25 protein-coding genes and 2 pseudogenes are annotated in these 26,190 nt (G+C 42.3%); 23 read left to right on the top strand and 4 right to left on the bottom strand.

All coding sequences use genetic code 11. The features are described 5' to 3' along the window. Positions 1 to 62: 62 nt before the first annotated feature. A complete protein-coding gene (locus ACW5MY_RS19235; RefSeq protein WP_013354209.1) occupies positions 63 to 1,253 on the top strand; it encodes an MFS transporter in 1,191 nt (396 codons plus the stop codon). 101 nt (positions 1,254 to 1,354) lie between these two features. On the opposite strand, the gene ACW5MY_RS19230 is transcribed toward ACW5MY_RS19235, so the two are convergent. Further along, positions 1,355 to 2,773, bottom strand: coding sequence for a sigma-54 interaction domain-containing protein (locus tag ACW5MY_RS19230; RefSeq protein ID WP_044051918.1), 1,419 nt, complete (start codon positions 2,771 to 2,773; stop codon positions 1,355 to 1,357). A 166-nt stretch (positions 2,774 to 2,939) separates the two neighbouring features. On the opposite strand from ACW5MY_RS19230, the gene ACW5MY_RS19225 reads away from it, so the two are divergent. From ACW5MY_RS19225 to ACW5MY_RS19190, 8 genes and pseudogenes are all read left to right on the top strand, one after another. Beyond that, the gene (locus ACW5MY_RS19225; RefSeq protein WP_013354207.1) at positions 2,940 to 3,227 is read left to right on the top strand and encodes an autorepressor SdpR family transcription factor; all 288 of its coding nucleotides are present in this window, start codon (positions 2,940 to 2,942) and stop codon (positions 3,225 to 3,227) included. Then, positions 3,224 to 3,859, top strand: coding sequence for an SdpI family protein (locus tag ACW5MY_RS19220; protein WP_013354206.1), 636 nt, complete (start codon positions 3,224 to 3,226; stop codon positions 3,857 to 3,859). The genes ACW5MY_RS19225 and ACW5MY_RS19220 overlap by 4 nt, the downstream gene beginning before the upstream one ends. 229 nt (positions 3,860 to 4,088) lie before the next feature. Further along, a complete protein-coding gene (locus ACW5MY_RS19215) occupies positions 4,089 to 5,294 on the top strand; it encodes an ornithine--oxo-acid transaminase (RefSeq protein WP_014471290.1) in 1,206 nt (401 codons plus the stop codon). A gap of 222 nt (positions 5,295 to 5,516) precedes the next feature. Further along, the gene (locus ACW5MY_RS19210; RefSeq protein ID WP_289394046.1) at positions 5,517 to 6,917 is read left to right on the top strand and encodes an amino acid permease; all 1,401 of its coding nucleotides are present in this window, start codon (positions 5,517 to 5,519) and stop codon (positions 6,915 to 6,917) included. A gap of 74 nt (positions 6,918 to 6,991) precedes the next feature. Then, entirely contained in the window at positions 6,992 to 7,882 is an 891-nt protein-coding gene (gene rocF, locus ACW5MY_RS19205; RefSeq protein ID WP_289394045.1) for an arginase, read from the top strand. Between the two features lie 130 nt (positions 7,883 to 8,012). Beyond that, the gene (locus ACW5MY_RS19200) at positions 8,013 to 9,128 is read left to right on the top strand and encodes a response regulator aspartate phosphatase (RefSeq protein ID WP_013354202.1); all 1,116 of its coding nucleotides are present in this window, start codon (positions 8,013 to 8,015) and stop codon (positions 9,126 to 9,128) included. After that, positions 9,115 to 9,249: a hypothetical protein gene (locus tag ACW5MY_RS19195; protein WP_007407881.1), complete on the top strand. Its 135-nt coding sequence runs from the start codon at positions 9,115 to 9,117 to the stop codon at positions 9,247 to 9,249. Before ACW5MY_RS19200 ends, ACW5MY_RS19195 begins: the two co-directional genes overlap by 14 nt. 47 nt (positions 9,250 to 9,296) lie before the next feature. After that, positions 9,297 to 9,770 (top strand): annotated as a pseudogene (locus tag ACW5MY_RS19190) (GNAT family N-acetyltransferase). 29 nt (positions 9,771 to 9,799) lie between these two features. On the opposite strand, the gene ACW5MY_RS19185 reads toward ACW5MY_RS19190, so the two are convergent. Further along, positions 9,800 to 10,780: an aldo/keto reductase gene (locus ACW5MY_RS19185; RefSeq protein ID WP_013354200.1), complete on the bottom strand. Its 981-nt coding sequence runs from the start codon at positions 10,778 to 10,780 to the stop codon at positions 9,800 to 9,802. 192 nt (positions 10,781 to 10,972) lie between these two features. Between ACW5MY_RS19185 and ACW5MY_RS19180 the strand changes: the two genes are divergently transcribed. From ACW5MY_RS19180 to ACW5MY_RS19145, 8 genes are all read left to right on the top strand, one after another. Next, the gene (locus ACW5MY_RS19180) at positions 10,973 to 11,722 is read left to right on the top strand and encodes a YiiX/YebB-like N1pC/P60 family cysteine hydrolase (protein WP_014472398.1); all 750 of its coding nucleotides are present in this window, start codon (positions 10,973 to 10,975) and stop codon (positions 11,720 to 11,722) included. Positions 11,723 to 11,732: 10 nt separating this feature from the next. After that, positions 11,733 to 12,896 carry a hypothetical protein gene (locus ACW5MY_RS19175; RefSeq protein WP_013354198.1) on the top strand — a complete coding sequence of 388 codons (1,164 nt, stop codon included), beginning with the start codon at positions 11,733 to 11,735 and terminating at the stop codon, positions 12,894 to 12,896. A gap of 320 nt (positions 12,897 to 13,216) precedes the next feature. Then, positions 13,217 to 13,387 carry a hypothetical protein gene (locus ACW5MY_RS19170; RefSeq protein ID WP_013354197.1) on the top strand — a complete coding sequence of 57 codons (171 nt, stop codon included), beginning with the start codon at positions 13,217 to 13,219 and terminating at the stop codon, positions 13,385 to 13,387. Between the two features lie 153 nt (positions 13,388 to 13,540). Further along, entirely contained in the window at positions 13,541 to 13,711 is a 171-nt protein-coding gene (locus tag ACW5MY_RS19165; RefSeq protein ID WP_004393147.1) for a CxxH/CxxC protein, read from the top strand. An 80-nt stretch (positions 13,712 to 13,791) separates the two neighbouring features. After that, positions 13,792 to 14,271, top strand: a complete 480-nt coding sequence (gene rlmH, locus ACW5MY_RS19160) for a 23S rRNA (pseudouridine(1915)-N(3))-methyltransferase RlmH (RefSeq protein WP_013354196.1) — start codon at positions 13,792 to 13,794, stop codon at positions 14,269 to 14,271. 43 nt (positions 14,272 to 14,314) lie between these two features. Beyond that, a complete protein-coding gene (locus ACW5MY_RS19155; protein WP_462061646.1) occupies positions 14,315 to 15,736 on the top strand; it encodes an AAA family ATPase in 1,422 nt (473 codons plus the stop codon). 49 nt (positions 15,737 to 15,785) lie between these two features. Next, positions 15,786 to 16,529 (top strand): ATP-dependent endonuclease, encoded by a 744-nt coding sequence (locus ACW5MY_RS19150; RefSeq protein WP_462061645.1) that lies wholly within the window; start codon positions 15,786 to 15,788, stop codon positions 16,527 to 16,529. Continuing rightward, a complete protein-coding gene (locus ACW5MY_RS19145) occupies positions 16,514 to 18,475 on the top strand; it encodes a UvrD-helicase domain-containing protein (protein WP_063636567.1) in 1,962 nt (653 codons plus the stop codon). The genes ACW5MY_RS19150 and ACW5MY_RS19145 overlap by 16 nt, the downstream gene beginning before the upstream one ends. Before the next feature lie 227 nt (positions 18,476 to 18,702). Here ACW5MY_RS19145 and ACW5MY_RS19140 read toward each other — a convergent pair whose 3' ends face one another. Continuing rightward, entirely contained in the window at positions 18,703 to 18,864 is a 162-nt protein-coding gene (locus ACW5MY_RS19140; protein WP_014471284.1) for a hypothetical protein, read from the bottom strand. Positions 18,865 to 18,922: 58 nt separating this feature from the next. Continuing rightward, the gene (locus ACW5MY_RS19135) at positions 18,923 to 19,477 is read right to left on the bottom strand and encodes a hypothetical protein (protein WP_013354193.1); all 555 of its coding nucleotides are present in this window, start codon (positions 19,475 to 19,477) and stop codon (positions 18,923 to 18,925) included. 318 nt (positions 19,478 to 19,795) lie between these two features. On the opposite strand from ACW5MY_RS19135, the gene ACW5MY_RS19130 reads away from it, so the two are divergent. The 6 genes and pseudogenes from ACW5MY_RS19130 (at position 19,796) to ACW5MY_RS19105 (ending at position 26,162) form a co-directional block, all read left to right on the top strand. Continuing rightward, positions 19,796 to 20,815, top strand: coding sequence for an FUSC family protein (locus tag ACW5MY_RS19130; protein ID WP_013354192.1), 1,020 nt, complete (start codon positions 19,796 to 19,798; stop codon positions 20,813 to 20,815). Positions 20,816 to 20,885: 70 nt separating this feature from the next. Beyond that, positions 20,886 to 21,908 (top strand): annotated as a pseudogene (locus tag ACW5MY_RS19125) (XdhC family protein). Then, positions 21,905 to 22,519, top strand: coding sequence for an NTP transferase domain-containing protein (locus ACW5MY_RS19120; protein ID WP_013354190.1), 615 nt, complete (start codon positions 21,905 to 21,907; stop codon positions 22,517 to 22,519). The pseudogene ACW5MY_RS19125 and the gene ACW5MY_RS19120 overlap by 4 nt, the downstream one beginning before the upstream one ends. A 5-nt stretch (positions 22,520 to 22,524) precedes the next feature. Further along, on the top strand, positions 22,525 to 24,855 hold the full coding sequence (locus ACW5MY_RS19115; RefSeq protein WP_289394044.1) for a xanthine dehydrogenase family protein molybdopterin-binding subunit: 2,331 nt from the start codon (positions 22,525 to 22,527) through the stop codon (positions 24,853 to 24,855). Then, on the top strand, positions 24,842 to 25,684 hold the full coding sequence (locus ACW5MY_RS19110) for an FAD binding domain-containing protein (protein WP_013354188.1): 843 nt from the start codon (positions 24,842 to 24,844) through the stop codon (positions 25,682 to 25,684). Before ACW5MY_RS19115 ends, ACW5MY_RS19110 begins: the two co-directional genes overlap by 14 nt. Then, positions 25,677 to 26,162, top strand: coding sequence for a (2Fe-2S)-binding protein (locus ACW5MY_RS19105; protein WP_013354187.1), 486 nt, complete (start codon positions 25,677 to 25,679; stop codon positions 26,160 to 26,162). The genes ACW5MY_RS19110 and ACW5MY_RS19105 overlap by 8 nt, the downstream gene beginning before the upstream one ends. The last annotated feature ends 28 nt before the right edge of the window (positions 26,163 to 26,190 follow it).

Raw genomic sequence — 26,190 nt, 5'->3', positions numbered from 1 at the left:
AGACTGACGGGCTCCTTTCTGTTCATGATGTTAAATGCAGATAGCTGGAAAGGGGTATTCATGTGCGGAATAGAAATTTGCTTTACTTCTCCGGTTTTTTCGGAAACTTTTTTTTCGAACGGGGGATTTGGATTTTATATTTAACAAGTATGAATTATTCGTTGTTTCTTGTGGGCATCCTGCAATCGGTCTTGAATTTGGCGATGTTTCTGGCGGAAGTGCCAAGCGGCGTCATCTCGGACAGAATCGGGAGAAAAAAATCGCTCTTGCTCGGCCATTTTATGGTCATTGTCTATTTGGCGATGTTCCTGAGCTTTCATAACTTCATCGCCCTCTTCATCGCCCATATTATATACGGCGTCGGGCTGACGTTTATATCAGGAACGGATCACGCCTTTTTGTTTGATTCACTGAAAGAACAAGGGAAGGAAAAGTGGTACGGCAAATCCATCGGAAACTATAACGGACTTGTCATACTCGGTCTTGCGATCGCCATGGGCATCGGCGGTTACTTACAGGAAATATCATGGGCTTATGTGTTTATCGCGGGGATTGTGACTCAGCTGATTGCAATGGCGGTCATTACACAGCTGACGGAAATCAAATTTGAAAACAGTGAACACGAAACGCAGACGGTCGGTGACATCTTAAAAGAAGTCAAAGATTTCTTCAGGCTGAACAAAGCCTTTAAATATCTGGTGCTGTCACTCTCTGTTTTCTTTGCGCTCACATCGGTTTTTTATATGTACGGACAAGATCTGTTAAGTCAGGAAGGGCTGTCCGTGCGCAATATATCCATTATTTTTGCGGGACTGTCCATCTTGCAGGCGCTGTGCTCCATCTTTTCTTCAAAGCCGGCGGAAAAATTCACGCCGAGGCGCGTGCTTCTGCTGACATTCTGCATCATCGGGGCAGCCTATCTGTTTATACCTTCAGGCAGTCTGTATGTGACGATTGCCGCTTTTGTCGTCATTAATGCGCTCTATGATGTGATAGAGCCCGTATCCAGTCAGGTAGTGAATAATGAGATTCCGTCAAGAACGAGAGCCACGCTGCTGTCAATTATCAGTTTGATGACCTCTCTCTTCATGTTCATTGCCTTTCCGTTTATCGGATTCTTAACGGATTATTTTGATTCAGCCTTGCTGCTGACCGCAATCGGGGTATTATCCATCTTATTGTCGCTGTTTATGATGCTCAGCTTTTACAGACTGAAAGCGAGTGTCGCCATCCAGAATAAAGTCGAGCTTTGAACCAGAATGACAAATTCAGGTAATGGAGTGGTGGCATCAAGCCAATCAGACATAGGCTGACGAAAGGCTGAGGAGCATCTCAGCCTTTTTTCAGTATGGATTCATTTCATCCGCTCCAGCCCGAATTTTTTCAGGCGGTATTGCAGGCTCTGTCTGCTGATACCGAGCTCGTGTGCCGTTTTGGATATGTTGTTGCGGTGTTTTCGCAGAATGTTTTCGATCATATATTTTTCAAAATTCTCCATTTTACCTTTTAAATCGGTGCCGGGCTGGGTGTTTGGAGCGGCTTTGGCATCCGTGTCAGCCGGTTTGATTTTCATGCGGTATTGATAAGGCAGGTGGGCCGCCGTAATCGTCGTTTCATCCGTCATAAAGTTCATGGCGCCTTCAATCATATGTTCAAGCTCACGGATGTTGCCCGGCCAGTCATATTCCAGGAAGAATTGCTGCACATCGTCACTGATCGAATCGACATGCATTTGGAACAGGTGATTGTTTTTCTGGATAAATACTTCAGCCAGCGGCAGAATGTCCTCTTTGCGCTCCCGGAGCGGCGGAATGATCAGCGTGACAACGCTTAATCGGTAATATAAATCTTTGCGCAGCCGCTCTTCCGAAATGGCGGTGATCGGGTCTTCATTCATCGTGGCGATAATACGGACGTCAATCGGTTTGTCCTGAGCTGACCCGATGCGCCTGATTTTCTTTTCCTGAAGGGCGCGGAGCAGTTTGGCCTGCAGGCTGAGATTGAGAGAGTTGATCTCATCCAGCAGCAGGGTGCCGCCCTGTGCCTGCTCAAATAAGCCGGGCTGGTCTATGGCTCCGGTAAAGGCGCCTTTTTTCGTGCCGAATAAAATACTTTCGACCAGACTGTCCGGCAAGGCGGCACAGTTTTGTGATATGAACGGGGCGCCTGAGCGCTGGCTGCCGTTGTGAATGCTTTGGGCGAACAGTTCTTTTCCTGTTCCCGTCTCACCCGCCAAAAGCACGGATGAAGACGTGCGGGTTGCCCGTTTTGCGTTTTCGATGACTTCCCGGATGACCGGACTGTTGCCGAGAATGCTGTCAAACGTATAGCTGTTCTGTTCTTTTCTGTGCATGTTCTCCCTGATCAGCCGTTCGAGCTTGGTGACGTCCTTGGCGATTTCCACGGCGCCCTTGATCTCCCCGTTTTGCACAATCGGAAAGGTATGATTGATCGTCGTGATTTCCTGGCCTTTGTTATTGAAATAGCTTTGCTTCACATTTTTAATCGTTTTGCCTTCCTGAAGGGCCTGAACGAGCGTGCTGTCCTGCTGATTGGAAAACATAAATACATCAGTCAGATTTTTATGCAGGACGTCCCGTTCATCCATATCTTCAATCTGCATCATTTTCTTATTGTAAATGACGGTGCTGCCCTTTTCGTCTACCACATGCAGCCCGACATCAATCTCTTCCAGAATGCTTTGTAATACGAGTGTGAAAAATTCGCTGGTTGTGTGCAGGTCAATTCCCCTCCCAATCGTCTTAACATTCATTATTTTAAAATAAATTGAGCCGGAAACGCAAAAAAATTTTGCGCTTTGCTGATTTTTAAAAATAAATGGAAATTGAGGTAAAGAAACCATTGACTTTTTTAGGAAAATGGTTGATATTTAGATATATACTTAAATATCTAAATCATATATGAGAGGGGGAAAGTACTTGAATAAAGCATTTAAAGCACTAGCCGATCCTACAAGGAGAAGAATTTTAGATTTATTGAAGAAACAAGACATGACAGCTGGTGAAATTGCGGAACACTTCGAAATGTCAAAACCCAGTATTTCTCATCATCTTAACATATTGAAAAATACTGATTTAGTTCACGATGAGAGGAAAGGTCAATTTATTATGTATTCATTAAATACCACTGTATTACAGGATCTTATAGGCTGGTTCTTTTCTTTGGCTGAACCAGAACATGATAAGAAGAAAGGCGGGGAATCATGAAAAAATATATCTTTTCGGCAGGACTCATTGTTTTAACTGTTTTAACATGGGCTTTCACATATTCATCTTTACCGGACAATTTGGCGATACACTGGGGATTAAACGGAAGTGCAAATGATTACCAAGCTAAAGCTAATGCGATGATGATGCTTATTGGCATAATGATTATTATATATATTTTAATGGTTATCATCCCTAAGATTGATCCTAAAAATAACTACAAAACATTTATCGGGCCATATATGGCTATATTTAATACAATGTTTGCGGTAATGTTTGTCATTAATCTTATGATCATCTTGACCGGCCTGGGATATGACCTCCCTATATCTTATTTAGGAAGCTTTATAGTGGGCGTTATTTTTATGGTGTTTGGAAACTTTATTCAGATAGTTAAGCCTAATTTCTTTTTAGGGATAAGAACACCGTGGACGCTGAGCAGTGAAAAAGTTTGGAAGGATACACACAGGGTTAGTTCAAAACTTTTTGTCTTAGCGGGCATTATCATGATGCTTTCAGCTTTTTTTCCGCCAGTGTATAGAATATCAGCCATTTTCATTGCTGCAATCGGCTGTATCATATTTTCTGTATTAAGTTCTTATATTGTATATCAAAGACAATTGAATAAATAACTGCTGAATAGGAGCAATCTAATTGGATTGCTCTTATTTTTGTCAGCGAAAACGCAAAAAAATTTTGCGCTTTGCTGAGCTTTGGTTGCAAACCGCATGAAAATTTTGCAGGAAGAGAAAGAATTTTGCCGAAACATCCCGTTTTTTCGGATTGGCACGGAACTTGCTTTATAAAAAGGGAAAGCAAGAGCTTATGTTGAATGTTTACAAAACAAGGGGGAATCAGATTATGTCAGCTTTCACAAAATCTCAAGAAATTATCAGTCAAACTTCACATTACGGCGCGAACAACTATCATCCTCTTCCGATTGTTATTTCAGAAGCGCAGGGTGTTTGGGTAAAAGACCCTGAGGGCAATCAATATATGGATATGCTGAGTGCTTATTCTGCCGTGAATCAGGGACACAGACATCCGAAGATCATTCAGGCGCTGAAGGATCAGGCGGATAAAATCACTCTGACGTCACGCGCGTTTCATAATGATCAGCTCGGCCCGTTTTATGAGAAAACAGCCAAGCTGACGGGAAAAGATATGATTCTGCCGATGAATACGGGGGCGGAAGCCGTTGAATCAGCTGTCAAAGCGGCGAGACGCTGGGCATATGAGGTCAAAGGGGTAGCCGATAATCAGGCAGAAATCATTGCGTGTATCGGCAACTTCCACGGCAGAACGATGCTTGCGGTATCTCTTTCTTCAGAAGATGAGTATAAACGAGGTTTCGGACCTATGCTTCCGGGTATAAAATTAATTCCGTACGGAGATGCAGAAGCGCTGCGCCGGGCGATTACGCCGAACACAGCCGCTTTCTTATTCGAACCGATTCAGGGAGAAGCGGGCATCGTCATTCCGCCGGAAGGATTTTTACAAGAAGCGGCCGCCATTTGTAAGGAAGAAAATGTGCTTCTGATCGCTGATGAAATACAGACGGGACTCGGCCGCACAGGGAAAACATTCGCGATTGACTGGGAGAATATCGTACCGGATATGTTCATCTTAGGAAAAGCGCTCGGCGGCGGCGTCTTCCCGATTTCATGCATCGCGGCGAACCGTGACATTCTCGGCGTGTTTAATCCGGGTTCCCACGGCTCGACATTCGGCGGAAACCCGCTCGCTTGCGCGGTATCGATCGCATCTCTTGAAGTCCTTGAGGAAGAAGGGCTGGCAGAGCGTTCGCTTCAGCTTGGCCGGTATTTTAAAGAAGAGCTTGAGAAAATCGATAACCCTATCATAAAAGACGTGCGCGGACGCGGCCTGTTTATCGGCGTTGAACTGACCGAAGCGGCCCGCCCATACTGTGAAAAGCTGAAAGGCGAAGGGCTTTTATGCAAAGAAACACATGATACCGTGATCCGGTTTGCACCGCCGTTAATGATTTCCAAGGAAGACTTGGACTGGGCGATCCAAAAGATCACAAATGTGCTTCAAAACGCGTAAAACTTTGATGCGGCAATGCTTTCCCTCGGCTTGTATGGAATTTACAAATAAAAATTCATCACACTCTATTTGCGCGGCGACGGTATTTTAGTATAATGTATCTTTATGTACGAAAATGAATTTTATATAACATCCATATACAAATAGAGGCTCTTTGGACAGCAAATCGGTTTCAATGCACCGGCTTGGTTCCAATACAAGTTGCTGAAGGGGTGCAGAACAGTGAATACAAATCAAAAAGAGAATCAACTTCAGCGCACGATGAAATCGCGCCATTTGTTTATGATTTCATTGGGCGGAGTGATCGGCACCGGGTTTTTCCTGAGTACCGGATTTACAATCAACCAGGCGGGACCGCTGGGTGCGGTTCTGTCTTATCTGGTCGGCGGTTTTATTATGTTTTTGACAATGCTCTGCTTAGGCGAGCTTGCGGTTGCCCTTCCCGTATCGGGGTCGTTTCAGACGTACGCAACCAAATTTATCAGCCCCGCTTTCGGTTTCGCATTCGGCTGGCTGTACTGGCTCGGCTGGGCGGTGACATGCGCCATTGAATTTTTATCTGCGGGCCAATTGATGCTCCGCTGGTTTCCGCATGTTCCCGTGTGGGTGTGGTGCCTCGTGTTTGTCGGGCTGATGTTTCTTTTGAACGCCATTACGACAAAAGCGTTCGCTGAATCGGAATTTTGGTTTTCCGGCATTAAAATTTTAGTCATTCTGCTGTTTATTATTTTGGGCGGCGCCGCCATGTTCGGCCTGATTGATATGAAGCACGGCGAGCCGGCTCCTTTCTTCTCTCATTTTTATGAGGATGGATTGTTTCCGAACGGCATTAGAGCTATGCTTGTTACGATGATTACCGTCAACTTCGCGTTCCAGGGAACGGAGCTGATCGGGGTTGCCGCGGGAGAAAGTGAAAATCCCGAGAAAACGATTCCGCGCTCTATCCGGCAGACGGTATGGAGAACGCTTGTCTTTTTCGTTCTTTCCATCATTGTCATTGCCGGCATGATTCCGTGGAAGCAGGCGGGAGTGGTCGAAAGCCCGTTTGTCGTGGTGTTCGAACAAATCGGTATCCCGTATGCCGCTGATATCATGAACTTTGTTATTTTAATTGCGCTGCTGTCAGTGGCCAACTCAGGCCTGTTTGCATCAACGCGTATCCTATATGCCATGGCGAACGAAGGGCAAGCCTTTAAAGCGCTCGGCAGAACAAACAAACGCGGCGTGCCGATGAATGCGCTGATCGTGACGCTGGCCGTCGCCTGCCTGTCGCTGCTGTCTAAAGTCGCAACGCCGGCAGCCGTTTATATGTTTCTCTTATCATTGGCCGGATTAAGCGCGCAGGTCGGCTGGATTGCGATTTCTCTGTCGCAGTTGATGTTCAGACGGAAATACATCCGTGAAGGCGGAAAAGTGGAAGACCTTAAGTTTAAAACACCGCTGTACCCGGTGCTGCCTATTATCGGGCTGACGTTGAATACGGTTGTTCTGATCAGTCTCGCATTTGATTCAGAACAGCGGCTCGCCCTTTATTGCGGCATCCCGTTCATGGTAGTGTGCGTTATCGTCTATCATCTGTATGTAAAAAAGCATAAACAGTCAGAAAAACAGATAGAGCTTTAAAATCTTTTCGTGTCCAAGTCATCTTTGAGAAACCCGCACAGGACAACATACAACATGTTGAGGTGGAAAAACGGATGAATAAGAATATCTCAGTTATTGGAATGCCGATGGATTTAGGACAAGCACGACGCGGAGTGGATATGGGCCCGAGCGCCATCCGCTACGCGCATCTCATTGAACGGTTATCTGACATGGGGTATGCGGTGGAAGACCTGGGCGACATCCCCGTCAATCGTGAAAAACTCAAAAAAGATGAAGAGCTGAAAAATCTGAACTCTGTGCTCTCAGGTAACGAGCAGCTCGCCCAAAAGGTGGACAGCGTCATTGAGAGTGAGCGGTTCCCTCTCGTCCTGGGCGGCGATCACAGCATCGCGATCGGAACGCTGACAGGAACGGCCAAGCACTATAAACAGCTCGGTGTTATCTGGTACGACGCGCACGGCGACTTAAACACGCTGGAAACATCGCCGTCAGGCAATATTCACGGAATGCCGCTGGCCGTCAGCCTCGGCGTCGGCCACGACACATTGGTGAATCTGGGCGGCTATGCCCCGAAAATCAAGCCGGAGAACGTCGTCATCATCGGCGCGAGATCGCTTGATGAAGGCGAGCGTGAATACATTAAGGAAACAGGCATGAAGGTATATACGATGCATGAGATTGACCGCAGCGGCATGACGAGGGTCATGGAAGAAACCATTGACTACCTGTCAGGCTGTGACGGCGTTCATCTCAGCCTTGATCTCGACGGCCTTGATCCGAGTGACGCGCCCGGCGTAGGGACGCCTGTCGTCGGCGGCATCAGCTACCGTGAAAGCCATTTGGCAATGGAAATGCTGTATGATGCCGACATTATCACCTCAGCTGAATTTGTTGAAGTCAATCCGATCCTCGATCACAAAAACAAAACCGGCAAAACAGCGGTTGAGCTGGTGGAGTCCTTGTTAGGAAAAAAACTATTATAAAATATGCGCCTCCGCACCTGCGGGGGTTTTTTTGTTGCCACTAGGAAACTAGCAGGCTGTCACCCTCTTTTTGAGCCTGTAAATATGATATATTTATTACACAAAATGGGAAAGGGAGGTGTCCTGACAGATGGCTGAGGTGATGGCCCACGAAACTGTTGCGAAAAAAATCAGTGACTGGTACGAGGAAATCAAAAAGCACAAAACCGAATCGGCTAAGGCGTTAAGAGAACAGCTGCTTACAGATCTGCAAAATATGACACAAAATCAAACGGTGCTCCTTTATTTTAATTTAATTGATTCCCGCTATAAGCTTTTGATGGAAGAGTATGAGAAAACAGACGGCATTTTAAAAACGATTCAGCTGAACGCCGATAAAGAAAAAACAGACCAGATGATTCAATACTATTATTATTTCTTTTCCGGAATGCACGAGTTTTACCGGAAACGATTCATGAACGCCATTAATTTTTACCGGATCGCTGAAAGCAGGCTCCGGCACATACCGAATGAGATTGAAAGAGCCGAGTTTAATTACCAAGTGGCGATTGCCTACTATGAAATCCGCCAAAACTACTTTGCGATGAATCATGCGGAAAGAGCGTTAGAGATCTACAAAGCCAACGAAATGTACGCGGTCAGAGAAGCACAGTGTTTAATGGTGATCGGCTGTAACAGAATGGACTTGTTTCACTATCAGAAAGCCGAAGAGCTCCTGCAGACGGCAATTCATCAAGCCGCCAAAGCAGGCGATCCGCACATTGAGGCGCTGGCCCATTTTAACGCGGGCATTTGTTATGAGAGACAGGAGAAATTGGAGGAGGCGCGAGTCGAGTTTGAAACGGCTCTCGATAAAAAGGAGCATTTGCAATCCGCATATTCGGTGCGGAGTCTGTACATGCTGGCCAGAGTGTTATTGAAGCAGGAGCAGGCGGATGAGGGCCGGTTTTGGCTTCATAAAGCGCTGAACGCCGCAGACGAAAAAAATGAACCTGTGTACACCCAAAAACTGCGCATCTTACAGCATGTCTTTATTGATCACAGTGAAGAAGCGCTTGAATCAGCGTTCGCCGAGTTAAAAAAGAAAGAACTGTGGAGTGACGTTTCCGATTTATCGTATCAGGCCGCTGCGCATTTTAAAAAACAGGAGAATTACAAACTGGCGGCGAAGTATTTCCAAGAATCAATAGATGCTAATGACCAAATTTTGAGATTGACGGAGGGGATTCGTAATGAAAACATGTAAATTCATTGTACTCTCAGCAGCCTTGGCAAGTCTCATTTCGATTGGATTATTTGCACAAACTGGTTCAACGGCGCAAGCCGAACAAATCATAAAACCCGCAGAAAACGGAGCCTTCGGATAATACTGCATGATACCGCTTTCAGTCTGTGTTTTGTAAGGAGTGATTCAATGGCTATCACACTGCAGCCGATGACAGAGCAAGAATTTCAATCCTATCTCGCCCATTCAACAAAGCATTACGCTGAAGAAAAGATAAAAGCGGGAACGTGGCTGCCTGAAGAAGCGCCGGAACTAGAAGAATGGACATTTAAAGATCTGCTTCCTGACGGCTTGGAGACGGCTGACCACTATTTATGGACGCTGACATTGGACGGAAAGGACAATGCCGGCTGGCTGTGACTGCACGCCGATCCGGACAACCCGCAGCAGGACGCATTTATTTATGATTTCGGCCTTCATCCTCCTTATCGCGGCAAAGGCTATGCAAAAGAGGCGATCGCAAGGCTGGAGGACAAGGCAAAAGACCTGGGTGTCCGCAAGCTTTCTCTCCATGTGTTCGCTCATAACGAAACGGCGCGGAAGCTGTATGAGAAGACGGGATTCCTGGAGACGGATGTAATCATGAGCAAAAAGCTGTCATGAAAAGAGGCCCGCACGATGGGCCTCTTTTGTTATTCATCTAACAATGTCATCATATGATGCGGATAACGCTCGCCGGCCGCCGTGCCGATCGGAAACATCTCATCCAACTGCGCCTTCACTTCTTCGGGAAGCGTAATGTCAAGAGCGGCAAGGTTCTCTTCCAAGTAATGTTTCTTTTTTGTACCCGGAATCGGGATGAGATCATCACCGTTTGCGAGAACCCATGCGAGCGCAAGCTGAGGCGCGGTCATATTCATTTCCCGGGCAATGTCGGTCAGTTTTTGGACGAGTCTTATATTCACCGCCAAATTGTCTCCCTGAAATCTCGGTGTTCTTCTTCTGTAATCGTCGGCATCAAGCTGATCTGTCGACGTCATCTTTCCGGTCAGAAAACCTCTGCCGAGCGGACTGTAAGGCACAAATGAGATGCCGAGCTCGCGGCAGGCGGGCAGCACATGCTCCTCCGCTTCCCTGCTCCATAAAGAATACTCTGATTGAAGCGCGGCAATCGGATGGATGCGGCCGGCGCGCCTGATCGTTTCTGGGGAAGCCTCTGACAGGCCGATATACCTCACCTTTCCTTCTTCAACTAGCTCCTTCATAGCGCCGACAGTCTCTTCAATCGGCACCCGCGGATCAACCCGGTGCAGATAATAAAGGTCGATATAATCCGTCCCGAGGCGTTTCAGACTGGCGTCACACGCTTTTTTGACATAATCGGGCCGGCCGTTGATTTCAATAAACTCGCCCTTTTCACTTCGGACATAGCCGAATTTAGTTGCGAGGTAAAGCTCCTTTCTGTACGGGGCAAGCGCTCTGCCGACAAGCTCTTCATTCGCGCCCAATCCATATTGATCAGCCGTATCAAACAAATTCACCCCGAGATGAACGGCATGATGCAGTGTGGAAATGGACTCTTCCTCACTCTGGCTGCCGTAGTATTCCGACATGCCCATGCACCCTAACCCCAATGAGGAAACCCGCATCGAACCGATTGTTCTGTATTTCATATTTCTCCCCCTTTCCTATCTTGTGTATATGATAACCAGATTTCCTGATATTTCAAGGTGGTTTTATGCATATCTTTTCCTTATTGTTATAAAATTTTTAAAAATCTGTAAATTGTCTATTTTTTTATCACAATTCTGTCATATAATGCATATGTGGAAAAATTATACTCTAAGAAAAGAGGCGAAGTAATGATGTGTAAAAAGCTGTTCAAAGCCGTCCTCCCGTTTGCCCTGTCATTCACCATGGTTCTGTCCTTCTCCGGTATGAATGTAAAAGCGAAAGAAACAGAAACATCCCGCTATGCAAAAGAAATCGCAGAGCTTCAGCAGGGCACGACCCCTCAAGACGTTCTCCAATCAGCCAAAGAGCTCGCCAAACAGAAGCACGTGTCAACAGAAGCGATTCTCAAGCAGTTTCATCAAGAAATTACGGCAGACAAGGTGCAAGGAGATGTAAACGCTTCCAAAGAAGGGCTATCTGCGATGGGCGGATCGTCAGGCACCAAAAAACTTCCGAAAAGCACAAAAGGCAATATTTATTACACGAACTCATACACGGCCTATTACAACCACGGCCATGTCGGCATGTATTCTGCCGCTGATAAGATCGTCGAATCCGTACCGGGAGACGGCGTCCGCCAAATCGCCTATAACGGAAGAGAAGTCGAGGATAATTCAATCGTACAAACCGTGAAAGTCACCGATGCCCAAAAACAAGCCGCTGCTGACTGGGCCGTATCACGAGTCGGCGACGAGTACTCCTTCAACTTCGTCAATAACCGAAATACAGGCCATGAAGGCGCCAAAAACTGCTCGAAACTGCTGTGGTCAGCGTTCCTCCTAAAAGCCGGAATCGACATTGACTCTAACGGCGGCCTGGGCGTATATCCGCGCGACATCACAAGCTCACCTTATACGACAACGATTCTCACCATTAACTAAGGAGAAAAACGTGAAAAAAATCATCTGGATACCCTTAGTGATCATCATCGCTGCAGCGGTCTTATGCTTCTTCCATTTTCGCACGGAAGAGCCTGCGGAGGTTGAGAGGGAAACATTAAATGATCCTGATTTTCTGAAAGATAAAGAGGCGCTGCTGTATTTCTCCACTACGGCTGACCAGGACACGTTCGGCGGCGGAAAAAGCTATGCTCTATTTGCTGATAAAAAAGGCCGGCTCTTTTCTTATCAAATGAAAGGGCTAGAACTCGGATCGGCCAAAGTGCATGACGAAAGCGTCCTGCTGGAGGACAAAAAAGGGATTTACACTGTTCAGGACGGCCTTCACACGTATAAAAGAGCGTACCAGCATACGGGGGACAGCGCGGGATATATTGACCGGACGGAAGGCTTCTACACGCTGTATAACTCAGGCTACGACAAAAGCGGCGGCAGCTATCGCTCAGAGCTGTACCGCCAGATTGACGGCAAGTGGAAGCAAGACGTCATCCCGCACTATATCCGCGCCTCAGGCTTTTTTAAAGATCATCTTTTCGCACTCACGCCGACAGATGACGAAAAAGGCTATCACGTTCAAGACATTCAGGCCGATAAAGAGAGGCTCCATACAAATACAATCGCGACATGGACGTATAAAGAAGGCACGTCTGTCGAATCCCAGCTCGCCGCTGATGACAGCGCCGTCTACTTTCTCACAAGAGGAGAAAAAGCCGACCACATCTATCAAATGGTGAAAGTCATGAGAAACAGCGGCGCTATCAAAACGTATGACATCGCCTCTTATAAAAATGACGAACAGACCCTCTATGACTCCATGCCGTTCAGCTTCAAAAACAGCTTTTTTATGGAGCAGCGCAGCCTCTATTTCGTTGACGGCTTCGGAACCGTATACCGCATCAACCCTGAAACCGGAAAAAGCAAAAAAGCCTTCACCCTCCCTGCATCAGGAATGAAGGCTGATTTCAAAGACCTGACCCATCAAAACGGAAAGCTGTATCTCTTCACGTACAGCTACAAAAAACCCGCCAAAATCGAATCCTTCGATCTGAAAACGGGCAAAAAGCTGAACGACCGGACCATCCCAAACCTGAAAAACATCGTCACGCCGAAAAGCCATCTCAAGCTGTATGACGTGCAGGTGATGGATGGGTTTTGAAGTACGAACATTTGGTAAGAGCTTGCCGCTTTTGGTAAGCTTTTTTTTAATGAAACGCTACTGCAAGAAAGAAGGTGTTTAATTTGAAATCATTCAGTATCTTCTTATTGTTGTCCGTCATATGTATAACAATTGTTTTTGTGATGATGAATATGTTGATTGGATATCCTGATGTGAGTAACGGGACATTGATTATGATTGTATATATCGTTGTGACCCTCATAATAAGACTAAATAGCAAGAAAAAAAGCCGACCGAACATAGAGATAGAGGAATTTTACCCGTAAAAGCAGAAGACAGTCAGGTGAAGGAGGGAGCCGATGAAGAAAAAGCTTGCCGCGGTGACCGTAACCATTCTCCTGGTTTCCGTAATAACCAACTATTTTTTAACCGGCGGAAAGCCGGACTGGATTAATGTATGCTCTGCACTGCTGGCGTGTATATTAGGAATTCTGTTCGTACTTCGCATAGAAAAAAGAGAAAACACGTAAAGAGCCGGATGCTGCAAACGCCGGCTCTTTTTGCGCGGAATTTGCCGAATTGTGGATAAAACTCAGCCCGAAGCACTACTAACATGTGTATAAATAGGTTATATTGAGAAGAGAACAATTGCCGTGTGCAAAAGAAAACCGGAGGATGTAACAATGAAAACCGCTTATTATTCTTGTGAAGAACATATCGAAACCGTGCTGGACATGTACATAGATGATCATGAGCTTCCGCCCGAAATCAGAAAAATCGAACATACTAACAGTTTATCCACAGCCTGTGAATTATGTGGGGACACCGCAACATATCTAGTAGGGAACGAATGATCCTACACAAAATACAGAAAAGATATCCACAATTGTGGACAATATATATGAATAACTTGTTTCTAAAGTGGGGATGACCTGTGAATATCAATATTGTGACAATCGGAAAACTAAAAGAAAAATACCTCAAGCAAGGCATTGAAGAATACAAAAAACGACTCTCAGCCTACGCGAAAATCGACATCATCGAACTCCCGGACGAAAAAGCCCCGGAAAACCTGAGCGACCAAGATATGAAAATCGTCAAAGACAAAGAAGGCGAACGCATCCTGGCCAAAATCAGCCCGGACACCCACGTCATCGCCCTCGCCATCGAAGGAAAGATGAAAACATCCGAAGAACTGGCCGATACAATAGATAAGCTGGCGACTTATGGAAAAAGCAAAATCACCTTCGTCATCGGCGGCTCACTCGGCCTAAGCGACGCCGTCATGAAAAGGGCAGACGACAAGCTGTCATTTTCGAAGATGACGTTTCCTCATCAGTTGATGCGTCTCATACTAGTTGAGCAGATTTATCGGGCGTTTCGGATTAATCGTGGGGAGCCTTATCATAAGTGAGTGGGGTTTTATAAAATCGGAAATTCATCTGGGGGTTCTTAAATTGCTTTTAAAAGGTGTTACTATACAAAATTATAGGAAGTTTAAAAACGAAGCATTTTCAATGGCTGACGACGTTACCTTGCTTGCAGGTGCTAATAATAGTGGTAAGACTTCTATGATTAATTTAATTGGATCTATAATGCAAAATGGCAAAACGCCATTTTTTATTTCGGATATACCAGTAAGGCTATCAAAACAATGGGTAGATGAAGTTTATGAGACCTTTATACTGTGCTTTAAGGAAGGCGATGATCAATTATCTACAGTAGAGAGAATTATAAACAAGCTATTTAGTACTGAATTGTTTAATTTAGAATGTGATCTAATAATACCTGCAACATCTATACGTTTTAGAATAGATTATAGTGAAGAGGACGATATTAGAAAGTTTGCCGATTTTATTATGGATTTGAATCCGGATAATAAAAGCTTCTATTTTGAATATTCATTTCAACCTACTTATGTATCCTTTGGACAAGCATTGGAGGAAAATTATAAAAAATTATATGCAAGATATAAAAAAATTCATTCCTCAAAAGATCCAACATTAAAAATACGACAATTTAAAGAGGTAATATTGTCAATTTATGAAGCGAGTATAATTGAGAAATGTTACTTTAGTGATAGCGATTATACTGATAAAGTCGAAATTGACATTTCAACTTTTCGAAGACTGTTTAATTTTAGATATATTAATGCAGGTAGACCACTCGATGATCAGAGTAATGGTAACTTTAAAAGTTTAAGTAAAAATATGGTTGAGCTCGCAACTCATGATGAAAAACTAGGTGCCCTATTAGAGAACTTACCAGACCAAATACTAAGTCCAATACAAGATACGGAGATTATTGATAAGGTAAGAGACACATCGGTGAAAGGTCTTAGCAATGCGGTTAAAACAATTGCTAAAGCAAGTGGAGGCAATACAGGGAGTATGATCCTTGATATAGATATTAACGAAGGCACAATAACCTCTCTTCTTAATCAAATAACTAACACTAAATATCAATATGAAGGTTATTTCCTCAATGAAGCCTCCCAAGGATTAGGTTACAGTAATATGATTTATATACTGCTACAGTTGGAAACATATAAAAGAAAAATTGATCCGCTATTAGTCAACCTATTTGTGGTAGAAGAGCCTGAATCACATATGCACCCCCAAATGCAACGAATCTTTGGGAAGTATTTAAAAGATTACTATCTTCAAAAAAAAATACAGGGGTTAATAACTACTCATTCCGGAGAAATGGTGCGCCTAACGGAAATGAAAAATTTAAGAGTTTCACGACCAATAGATCAGTTAGAAAGTAAAATTTACGATTTTTCTATGTTTAAAAAAGGCTTGAGTGGTGACACCACTTTGGATACATTTTATGATTGGTTTTATGAAATAGGATTTTCTGAATCAGTTAGAAAGTAAAATTTACGATTTTTCTATGTTTAAAAAAGGCTTGAGTGGTGACACCACTTTGGATACATTTTATGATTGGTTTTATGAAATAGGATTTTCTGAAATAGTTTTTGCAGATAGAGTAATTCTATATGAGGGTGACACAGAAAGGTTGCTTATAAGAAAGTTATTGACTCTAGATATATATGAAGAACTTAACCAAAAATACATAGCCTATGTTCAAGTTGGCGGAGCATACGCACATAAATATAGTAAGGTGATAAATTTTCTGAAGATAAAAACTCTTGTTTTAACTGATCTAGATTATAAAAAAGATGCAACAACTGTAGAAGCAGTAAAAGAGTCTAAAACAACAAATGCAACAATCAACACCTATTATGATTTATCAAAAGAAATAAAGTCTCCAACAATACTTGATTTGTATGAATGGAAAGACAAAGGTGAGAATAAGATTCTTGGAGGATTAGTCCTAATTAATTATCAAGGAAAATCTGAACAATATGCTCGGACTTTAGAAGAAGCTATGCTCTCAAAATTTTATAATTTGAATGTGTTAGAAAAAAAAGATAGAAGTTTCTGGATTGAGAAAAGAAATAGCGATAATCTTAAATATACTATTCCAAACCCTGATAAATCTAAAAAAGATGATTTAGATAAAGATGAAAAATACAGTATTAGAGATATTGTTAGACATTCAGAGAATAATAAAACTGATTTTATGTACTCAGTTATTTTAAATGGTCTAATAGAAAAGATGCTTCCTAATTATATTAAGGAGGGATTAGATTGGCTGCAAAATTAGTTGATAATATTTTTCTCATTAATGCTCCAGCAGGTAGTGGCAAAACAACTAAAATAAAATCAATGATTGTAAACCATAAGATAAAACATCCACTTGATAATATACTTTGTATTACTTACACAAAGAGAGCTGCAGAAGAGCTTAAAAAGGGACTGGATGAAGAAGGGATTCACATAAGCACAATTCATTCATTTTTACATAAATTTTTAAGAATCTATTTTTGTAAAAATGAAATGATAGATTTATATATGGAGTTATTTGGGGATTTAATCAGAGGGAATATTGAGAACAAGGAAGAGAAAGAACATGTACTAGCTAGAAACAAGAAGTATATCGATAAGTTTGGTTGTTTAACCTTAGAAGTGATAAAAACTAATATAAGTTCTATTTATTATAATGAAACTTCAAACAATCATCTTTACAAAGGAGGTTTGTCTCACGATAGTTTGCTCATATTTGCAGAAAAGGTATTCGAAAAGTTTCCTAAAATCAAGAAGAGATTAACTCAAAAGTATCAATTGATTTTTATAGATGAGTACCAAGACTCTGCTCCCAGTGTATTAAAAATGTTTTATAAAGCAGGACTAAATACTAGCTCAAAACTCTATTTTCTTGGCGACAAAATGCAACAAATATATAAAAACTATGATGGGTCATTTGAAAAAGAATTAAAAACTCTAAATAATGAAATTAAATTAGATACTAATCATCGGTCAATACCAGATATCGTTTCTATATTAAATAATATATATAATGATAAGGAATTCAAACAAATCTCATCCGATAAAAACCGAGCTAATAAACCAGACCATCCACCAAGAGTAGTATTGTGTGATAACATTCAAAAAAGAATAAAAAGGGAACAATTAATTTATCCGAATGCTTTATTGTTATTTTTATTAAATCAACAAAGGTTTGATTCGATAGGCGCTGGAGAATTTTACAGACAATTTAATAGATTGGATAGATATTCACAAGTAAACCAACTAAATGCTAGTGATGTCTTATCTGATAATACAAATGAAAATAAAGATCCTCTTTTAAAGTTGCTTTTTATAGTAGATAAAATTCTAAGTTATTATGAGGATTTTAATCTTGGCAGTATAATTCAAACCCTTAAAAGGAATCAAAAAATATTTGATACTAGAATTGGTACAATTACTAGTCATCAGGATAAAGTTAACTTAAACAATCTATTAAAACAAATATATGATTTTTATCAGAAAGACAGCTCAATATATGAATTTTTAACTTTATTAAGAGGCTCTAGAGTTATAAAAGAGGAATATATAGATAATATATCTAATGAATATATTGGAGTGTTAGCAGTTACATTAAACGAATTCAAGGCACTGTCAAACTATTTGAAAGACCCGAAAGTTTCGACACAACATGGTGTAAAAGGAGAGAGTCATAATACTGTTTTCTTCATTGCGGACGATTCCTTTAGAACACCGCTGGTTCATATGTATAAATTCTTAAAACTATGGACTATTACAGAACTATCGTTAGATTCTCTAGAATCCTTTTATTATGATTATAAAAAGTGGATTGAAGATACAATTGACCATTTAGCATGTAAAATATCAGATTTGAATAAAGAAAAGTATGAGGCACATGCAACTTATCTAAAAACAAGAGTTGAAGAATTATGCAAATATTTCGAGAATAATTGGATATTTAAAGATCTTTGTGAAGACTTTTACAATGCATATCTTCTAAAACCTAATGTTACAAACTTTAAAAAATGTTTTAAAGAGAGTACTGTGTACGGAGTTCTGTCTGCGTACAGACTTTTTTATGTTGGTTGCTCAAGAGCAAAAAGCAATTTAACTATTTTTATTGATAAGTATAAGGTAAAAGATTTTTCTGAGGATTTGATTTTTAAGTTAAAGAGAACGGGATTTAGTGTTGAAATTGAAGCAAAAGAATTGCAGAAATTGTGAGTGAAAGATCGAGCGAAATTAACTATAGTATCAAGTAATTTGATATAGGGTTTAATGAAAATTTTGCTAATAACATTTAGCAGACCGATTTGACAAAATAGCCGTTAGAGTTTAGTTTTCTGTTGATTCTGTTGTTGTCTTTCAGCAAAGGATTTATATATAGTGAATAAAAACACAAAAAAACCAGATTCCAACACAAATCTGGTTTCCAGCTTATTAGTTGCAAACTACTGTTGCTTCTCTTTCACCATCTTTATAAAGAGAAAGAAGACAATGAATACAATAAAATAATTCAATGGATTCTTAACGATGCTTATCTCCAGGGAAATCTGTAAGAGTATCCAGAGAATGAAGATGGTTAGTATTGAAGGAATGATGATTTTGTACATGTTGACCACCTTCCATAGTTAGTGAAAGAAAGGGGCGCGGGCCCCTTTTTCTTCATGATTAAAAGCAAGATGCGGCAGCTCCTGTCATTGCGCCGCCAACAGCGCCGGTAATTGCTCCAACGGCACCCGCTCCTACTGTTCCGATGCCGGGTATTGTGACGGTTCCTACAGCAGCTCCTGCAAGACCCAGTGTGCCTCCGCCAGTTACCGCACCGCCGCCAGTACCTAAAATACATTTCCCGACTGATTGGGTGCTGATTGCCCCGCTCGTTTTTCCAGAGTCTTTGTTTACTACTTTGACTAAAACGCCATTTTTGATTTTTTCGTATTTCAGTGTAACGGGGTCACCATTTTTGTCAGTAGAGCTTTTCGGAAGAGCCTGCTCCTCGCCCGTTATGTTGTCTTTTAGGGTTGCATTGCCTTTAGCGTCAATATGAACATCTGCATGATTGAACGTCATCTTCAGCTCACTGTCGTTGAGGTTTTCAACTTTGTATGTAGCTTGGGATTCTGCGGCAGCCGCAGCATGAGGTAAAACCGGGAGGGCAAAGGCACCTACTAGGAATACCAAGGCTGCCAGTTTCACTGCGGTTAGCTTTATTCTGCTTTGCATAATTGATCCTCCTCCTTTGGTTGCCATACTAACAAAGGCATTCTGCTTCTTAAACCCTTACCATATAAAATGATAAAAAATTCACCCAATTCCATTGCGCTTAACCAACAAGGTTTGTGTGTTTCCCTTCGAAAGTCATAGGGGGGCGGTCTTCATATCTGGGGCGAAGCTATCAAGAAAGGTGAAGCACCTGCAAGAGTAGTAAATAATGTATCATTTGCTAACGTTCTCCCTTCTTTTCGCTTTTTCCATATATCAGTATAAATCCCTTTGCGTAACGGAAACCTAATGGAAAAGGTTTTTGAAAGGAGGGGGCGTATGGTGAAAACAAGTAAAAAAAATCAAAACAACACATCGTTGGTTTGGAAGATGGCGCTTGCCTCTGCTGTTTCTTGGGAAGCGGCAAAACTGGCGGGCTCTCATCACCCCTATTTAGCACCTCTATCTGTTATCTTATGTTTGCAGCCAACCATAGATCAGTCGATTCGATTTTCTTTTCATCGTATTGCGGGAACTGCGATTGGGATCTTGTTAACATCCTATCTTGTCAGTCACTTGCCAATGAATGGCTGGATGCTGGGGCTGTTACTATTAGGCGGGACCTATATTGCAAGGTGGTTACGAATAGATGAAACGGTTTTACATCAGGTAGCCCTCACCATTTTATTGGTATTTACGTTTGAACGACACTCCAAAGATTATGCAATGGATCGAATAATCGATACGGTGATCGGCGTCATCATCGCTATTCTGGTTCATATGTTCCTTTTTCCGCCGGACTTTACAAAAAAGGCAGCGGACTCATTTCGATCATTGGCTCGTCAGCTTTCTGACACACTTTCTGACCTTTCCAAATGGGTTCAATCAGAGTGGGGACAAGGAAAGGGGAACCTTGTGGAGTATAAAATGAACAATCTTCTGCAGGAGCTGCATACGGCAAAAGAGATGCTGCAAACAGCCTCTGACAGCTTAAAATTCAACCCAATCCGTAAAAAGCATAAAATCATTCTTTCAAGATATCAAATAGAGATACAAAAGATGAATGCAGGGTATGAGTATATATCAAATATAGTGAAAACGTTAAAAGAATGGGAAAAAGAAGGGCTTTTATCTTCAAGTGACAAAATGGAGCTGGGCAATGACTTCAAAGTGTTAAGTGAATTTTTTGAGGGTTTTAAAGGAATACAGCAGGGTGAAACAGACAATTGGAAACAGAAGGAACAGAACATGTTATTGGAAGCTCTCCGTTCCAAAATGCAGTTGTACCCGCCGCCCGATCATAAGGTCTTTAAAGACTCTTTTTTTTTAGAAACGAAGAAATTGCTGAAACGTTTGTAATGTTTTCTGAAAAAAAAGAATATGGTTATACAGATGCAGATATGATCAGGTAAAAGCGGGGGAAATCAAAATGGATGATATACACCGGATTTTGGATGTCATCGCGAATTCTGCAAAACCTAAGGTACTGGCTACCATCATTAAAACAGAGGGGTCCGCTTATAAGAAAGAAGGCGCCTCCATGTTAATTTTAGGGGACAAAACAAGAGTCGGAATGTTATCCGCCGGTTGTCTGGAAGACGATCTTGCTGAAAGGTCAGAGCAGGTGTGGGCTGCGGGAGAGCCGTTGATTGTTCACTTTGATATGAGTGCGGAGGACGATTTATCCTGGGGGCAGGGCGTTGGCTGTAACGGTGTTTTGACGGTTTTACTTGAGCCTGTCAAAGGGGAATTGGAAAGACATCTGCTGACAGTCAAGAAATGTTTAGATGGAAAAAAGTCTGTGACCCGAGTGAAACGATTCACGGAAACGTTAGAGCCAAAGGAAGATATGTATATAGCTGAAGACGGCAGCGTGTTTGGAACCGGGGATTTTATGGAGCAAGTTCAAAAACTGAAAAACCCCCTTTATGATACGGAAAAGGGAATCAAAAAGGATGAACATACATCTGATTTATTTTTTATCCATCAGATGATTCCAAAACCTTGTTTATATGTTTTTGGAGCGGGCGAAGATGCTAAGCCATTGGTTTCTTTGGCGGCTGGTACGGGCTTTCATGTGACGGTGATTGACTGGCGTCCTGCTTTATGTCATAACGGCCATTTTCCTGCAGCCGGCCATTTGATTGTCGGAGTATTGGAAGAAGTAATGGAGGGCCTGAGCATTACACACAGGGATTTTATTATCATAATGACACACAGCTTTCAAAAAGATCGGACCATTTTACATAAATTCAAAGATGAAGATGTGTTTTATAAAGGTGTATTAGGCCCCAGAAGGCGTACGGAACGCCTATTAGGCGGGGCTGAGATTCCGGAGGATATTCATTCCCCTATCGGACTTTCCATTGGCGCATAAGGCTCTGAGGAAATTGCCGTAAGTATTGTTGGCGAGATGATCAAAAAAATGCGAAAACAAGGGTCTGTTTTATGAAAACAGCAGCCATTTACCTGGCAGCCGGTACAAGCAGACGTATGGGGACGGATAAGCGAAGTTTATTTCTCAATGGAGTTTCTCTGGGAAGTATAGCGCTTAAAAATACCTTGTTATCTAAATTAGATCATATTTTCATTATCACCAGAAAGGGAGATTCACTGCATTGGCTCTCGGCTTTTTTCTTTTTAGATCCTATGGTAAATAAGTGGAGCCAAGTAGAATGCGAACAAGCGGATAAGGGCCAAGGCCACTCCATACAATGCGGGTTAAAAAGAGCGTTAGAGTATGAGGCTGACGCTGTTATCATTCTTCTTGCAGATCAGCCATTTGTCACCGCAGATATCATCAATACGTTAATTGATTCCTATCAAAAGGAGCACCGCTATTCATTTATTGCTGCTGAAAATCAACATCTTCCTATGCCCCCAATCCTATTCTCCAAACAATGTTTTCCGCTATTGCATCAGTTAAAGGGAGACCAAGGCGCTCGGTATGTAATCCGTAAAAGTAATACGGGAAAAATGATCAGCTTTCAAGACCCTTTGCTTTTTTATGACGTAGATACAGTTGAAGATTATACTCTGCTGCTGAATAAATTCGGGGAGTGAATGAGTTGGGGTATATCGGGAAAAGTGTTATTCGAAAAGAAGCCCTTGAAAAAGTGACAGGTAAGGCGAAATATACAAATGATTTTCAAGAAACAGGTGCACTGCACGCGAAAATGCTGATCAGTCCATATGCTCATGCCGATATTGCATCTATTGACTTTTCAGAAGCTTGGAAGATTCCCGGAGTAATAGCGATATTGGGGGATGAACCTTTTCCGCTCGTCGGTGAAGAAATTAAAGACAGGTCGCCGATTGCTTATAAAAAAGTCAGATACCACGGTGAGCCGGTTGCTGTTGTTGTTGCGGAAAATCCGATCATAGCTAAAAAGGCAGTGCATGCCATCAAGGTGTCCTATCAACCTCTTCCCGTCGTAAATTCTCCCCGGGAGGCCTTCCAAAAGGATGCTCCCCTCGTCCATGAACATTTGGACCGTTATGAGAAGAAGGAAGGTGTTTATCCCGTTCCGAAGACGAATATCGCAAACCTGGATAAAGTCAGAAAAGGAAATATTGAAGTCGGGTTCAGGGAAAGTCATGTGACAGCAGAGTTCAACATTTCCTTTAATCCCTCTGATCACGCTGCTATGGAAACAAGATGCTCGATTGCTGAAATTCAAGCTGATGGGGACATTATCATTACAACATCCTCTCAAGCTCCTTTTGCCATTAAAAAATTAATGCAGTGGTATTTTGGAATAGAACCCGGAAAGGTTATCGTCAAAACACCTTTAGTAGGAGGGGCATACGGGGGAAAATCAGCGGTTCAGTTAGAGGTTATTGCCTATTTGGCATCAAAAGCGGCTGGAGGCCGGGCCGTAAAATTATTTAATTCGAGAGAAGAGGATATGATTACGTCTCCTGCTCATATAGGATTGGATGCCATTGTAAAATTAGGCGCAACAAAGGATGGAATCTTAAAGGCGGCAGACATTCAGTTTTTATTTGATAGCGGAGCATACTCTGATAAAGGAGTTGACGTCAGTCGAGCCGCAGTGGTTGATTGTACGGGTCCATACGCAATCGACCATGTATGGTGTGATTCATATTGTATGTATACGAATCATCCATATCTCAGTGCATATAGAGGCTACAGTCATGCTGAAGTTTTATTTGCCTTTGAGCGAACAATGGATGTATTGGCGGAAAAGCTGAATATGGACCCGTTGGAACTCCGCTATAAAAATGCCATTCGTCCCGGTGATACGACCCCTACTCAAGTTCTTCTCAATTCAAGCACGGTCGGAAATGTACCAAAATGTATTGAAAGATTGAAGGAATTAATGAATTGGGATGAGGGACAGAGAATTGAAATCGATGATCGGAAGATACGGGCAAAGGGGATCAGCTGTATTTGGAAAACGTCAACATTTGATACAAATGCAACTTCAGGGGTTATTTTAACCTTTAATCCTGACGGAAGCATTAATTTGATGTCAGGGGTAGTGGAAATTGGCACAGGGACAAAAACAGTGTTAGCCCAAATCTTAGCGGAACGAATGAAAATGGATATAAGTAAAATTCACGTAAAAATGCTTATAGATACACAAACAACACCTGAGCACTGGAAAACCGTAGGCAGCAGAGGGACTTTAATGGGAGGAAGAGCCGTACTGAATGCGGCGGAGGAAGCCATTCGAAAGCTTAAGGCCGTGGCATCATGTGTTTTAAGAGTTCCTGTCGAGGAATTAGAAGTGGCTGATGGAAAGGTTTATTTTTTAGATAATCCGAATGTGTATGTTGACATAAAAGACATCGCTTACGGATATACGTTTCCAAATGGAAATACCATTGGCGGGCAAATTATGGCGAGCGGCAGCTACACATTAACCCGGATGACGAATTTAGACCCGGAAACCGGAAAAGGAAAGCCGGGACCCGAGTGGGCTGTAGGTGCTCAGGGAATTGAAGTTGAGCTGGATAAACGGGATTATACGTATCGAATTACAAAAGCTTATTCTGTTGTGGATATAGGAACTGTATTGAATGAAAAAGCTGCATTGGGTCAAGTGATGGGGGGGATGAGTATGGGAATCGCATTTGGAGGAAGAGAAACCTTTGATTTTGATCCATATGGAAGAGTATTAAATCCTCAACTTAGAACATACAGACCCCTTCACTATGGAGAGCAGCCTGAATATATCATTGAATTTGTTGAAACCCCGCATGTTATTGCGCCTTATGGAGCACGCGGCGCAGGGGAACATGGACTGTTGGGGATGCCGGCAGCATTAGGAAATTGCCTTTCTGCCGCTTTAGGTGTCCAATTGAATCAGCTCCCTCTCATTCCCGAACAATTATGGAGGACGCAAATGGGGTGGAAAGATGATACCGTTTGATTTTGACTATTTTAAACCGAAGACCATTCAAGAAACAACTAATCTATTTCACTCTCTTGCGGCCGAAAAGAAAACACCAATGTATTATTCCGGCGGTACAGAAATTATAACGTTAGGAAGGCTGAATCTCATCTATACGGATGCGGTGATAGATATTAACGCACTTCCGGGATTTCATACCATTGGTTTTTATGAAAATGATCTGGTAATCGGAGCGGGTGTGTCATTAACGAAAGTGGAGGAAGAAAATCCATTCCCGTTATTAAGTAAAACAGTGAGTGAAATTGCGGATCGGACGACTCGAAATAAAATCAGTCTGGGCGGAAATATTTGCGGGAGCATCTATTACCGTGAGGCCGTGCTGCCGTTGCTGATTTCGGATAGTTTGATAGGGATTGCAGGGAGAGCGGGGCTTCATTACCATTCTATAAATAAAATATTTAACAGGGAAATACAACTGCAAAAAGGAGATTTTTTATTTCATATCGTTATAGACCGGACGTATACAGACTTGCCATTTGTCAGTATAAAAAGAAGACAGCAGTGGAATGTCGGATATCCATTGGTGACAGTTTGTGCACTGAAAAAAGATGAAAAGATTAGAATGGCCTTTAGCGGCGTATGTCCATTTCCTTTTCGTTCTGTTGAAATGGAGGCTATGTTTAACGATAAAAGCTGCTCATTAGAAGAAAGGGTACGCAGGTCTTTACAGTATCTGCCGAAACCTATTCTTGATGGCGCAGAAGGCTCAAGCGACTATCGAATATTTGTTTTACAGCATACAATCTTAGATGCCTTATATGAATTAGAAGGAGGTCCACATGTCTGATCCTATTACATTGAAAGTAAATGGCCAGGAAAGACAGATTACTGTCAGACCGGCCGATACTTTGTTATATGCCCTTCGTCTTCGTCTTGGGTTAACTGGTTCAAAGCCAGGCTGCTTAAATGGTGATTGCGGCGCCTGTACGGTTTTAATGGATGGGATACCGATGAAATCTTGTTTAATGCTTGCGGCAGAAGGTGAAGGAAGGGAAATTACGACAATTGAAGGCCTCATCAATACGCCAATTCAAAAGGCCTTTGTTGAAAAATTTGCGTTTCAGTGCGGTTATTGTACGCCGGGTTTTCTAATGAATTGTCATGCTTTAGTGAATACTGAGCCAAATGCAAGTGATGAAACGATAAAAAATTGGCTGGAGTCCAATATTTGCAGATGTACGGGTTATAAGGAGATTGAAGAAGCTGTTAAATCGGTTTTAAATAAAGTGGAAGGGTCTCAGTATGACTGTTACGGAAAACCGTAAAAAAGAGCCCAGAGAATCACCTCTGAAC

It is taken from the genome of Bacillus sp. Bwzl_19, assembly GCF_054900515.1.
Note: the sequence above shows the minus strand (reverse complement) of the source record. Positions and strands in the feature narration are given on the sequence as shown.

What these genes read in the sequence shown, in the direction of transcription:
- ACW5MY_RS19230 (WP_044051918.1), bottom strand. Translation starts at nt 2,773, where the DNA reads ATGAATGTTAAGACGATTGGGAGGGGAATTGACCTGCACACAACCAGC.
- ACW5MY_RS19200 (WP_013354202.1), top strand. Translation starts at nt 8,013, where the DNA reads ATGGCTGAGGTGATGGCCCACGAAACTGTTGCGAAAAAAATCAGTGAC.
- ACW5MY_RS19135 (WP_013354193.1), bottom strand. Translation starts at nt 19,477, where the DNA reads ATGCAAAGCAGAATAAAGCTAACCGCAGTGAAACTGGCAGCCTTGGTA.
- ACW5MY_RS19105 (WP_013354187.1), top strand. Translation starts at nt 25,677, where the DNA reads ATGTCTGATCCTATTACATTGAAAGTAAATGGCCAGGAAAGACAGATT.
- ACW5MY_RS19165 (WP_004393147.1), top strand. Translation starts at nt 13,541, where the DNA reads ATGAAAACCGCTTATTATTCTTGTGAAGAACATATCGAAACCGTGCTG.
- ACW5MY_RS19185 (WP_013354200.1), bottom strand. Translation starts at nt 10,780, where the DNA reads ATGAAATACAGAACAATCGGTTCGATGCGGGTTTCCTCATTGGGGTTA.
- ACW5MY_RS19130 (WP_013354192.1), top strand. Translation starts at nt 19,796, where the DNA reads ATGGTGAAAACAAGTAAAAAAAATCAAAACAACACATCGTTGGTTTGG.
- ACW5MY_RS19220 (WP_013354206.1), top strand. Translation starts at nt 3,224, where the DNA reads ATGAAAAAATATATCTTTTCGGCAGGACTCATTGTTTTAACTGTTTTA.
- ACW5MY_RS19110 (WP_013354188.1), top strand. Translation starts at nt 24,842, where the DNA reads ATGATACCGTTTGATTTTGACTATTTTAAACCGAAGACCATTCAAGAA.
- ACW5MY_RS19170 (WP_013354197.1), top strand. Translation starts at nt 13,217, where the DNA reads ATGAAGAAAAAGCTTGCCGCGGTGACCGTAACCATTCTCCTGGTTTCC.
- ACW5MY_RS19215 (WP_014471290.1), top strand. Translation starts at nt 4,089, where the DNA reads ATGTCAGCTTTCACAAAATCTCAAGAAATTATCAGTCAAACTTCACAT.
- ACW5MY_RS19140 (WP_014471284.1), bottom strand. Translation starts at nt 18,864, where the DNA reads ATGTACAAAATCATCATTCCTTCAATACTAACCATCTTCATTCTCTGG.
- rocF (WP_289394045.1), top strand. Translation starts at nt 6,992, where the DNA reads ATGAATAAGAATATCTCAGTTATTGGAATGCCGATGGATTTAGGACAA.
- ACW5MY_RS19180 (WP_014472398.1), top strand. Translation starts at nt 10,973, where the DNA reads ATGTGTAAAAAGCTGTTCAAAGCCGTCCTCCCGTTTGCCCTGTCATTC.
- ACW5MY_RS19120 (WP_013354190.1), top strand. Translation starts at nt 21,905, where the DNA reads ATGAAAACAGCAGCCATTTACCTGGCAGCCGGTACAAGCAGACGTATG.
- ACW5MY_RS19195 (WP_007407881.1), top strand. Translation starts at nt 9,115, where the DNA reads ATGAAAACATGTAAATTCATTGTACTCTCAGCAGCCTTGGCAAGTCTC.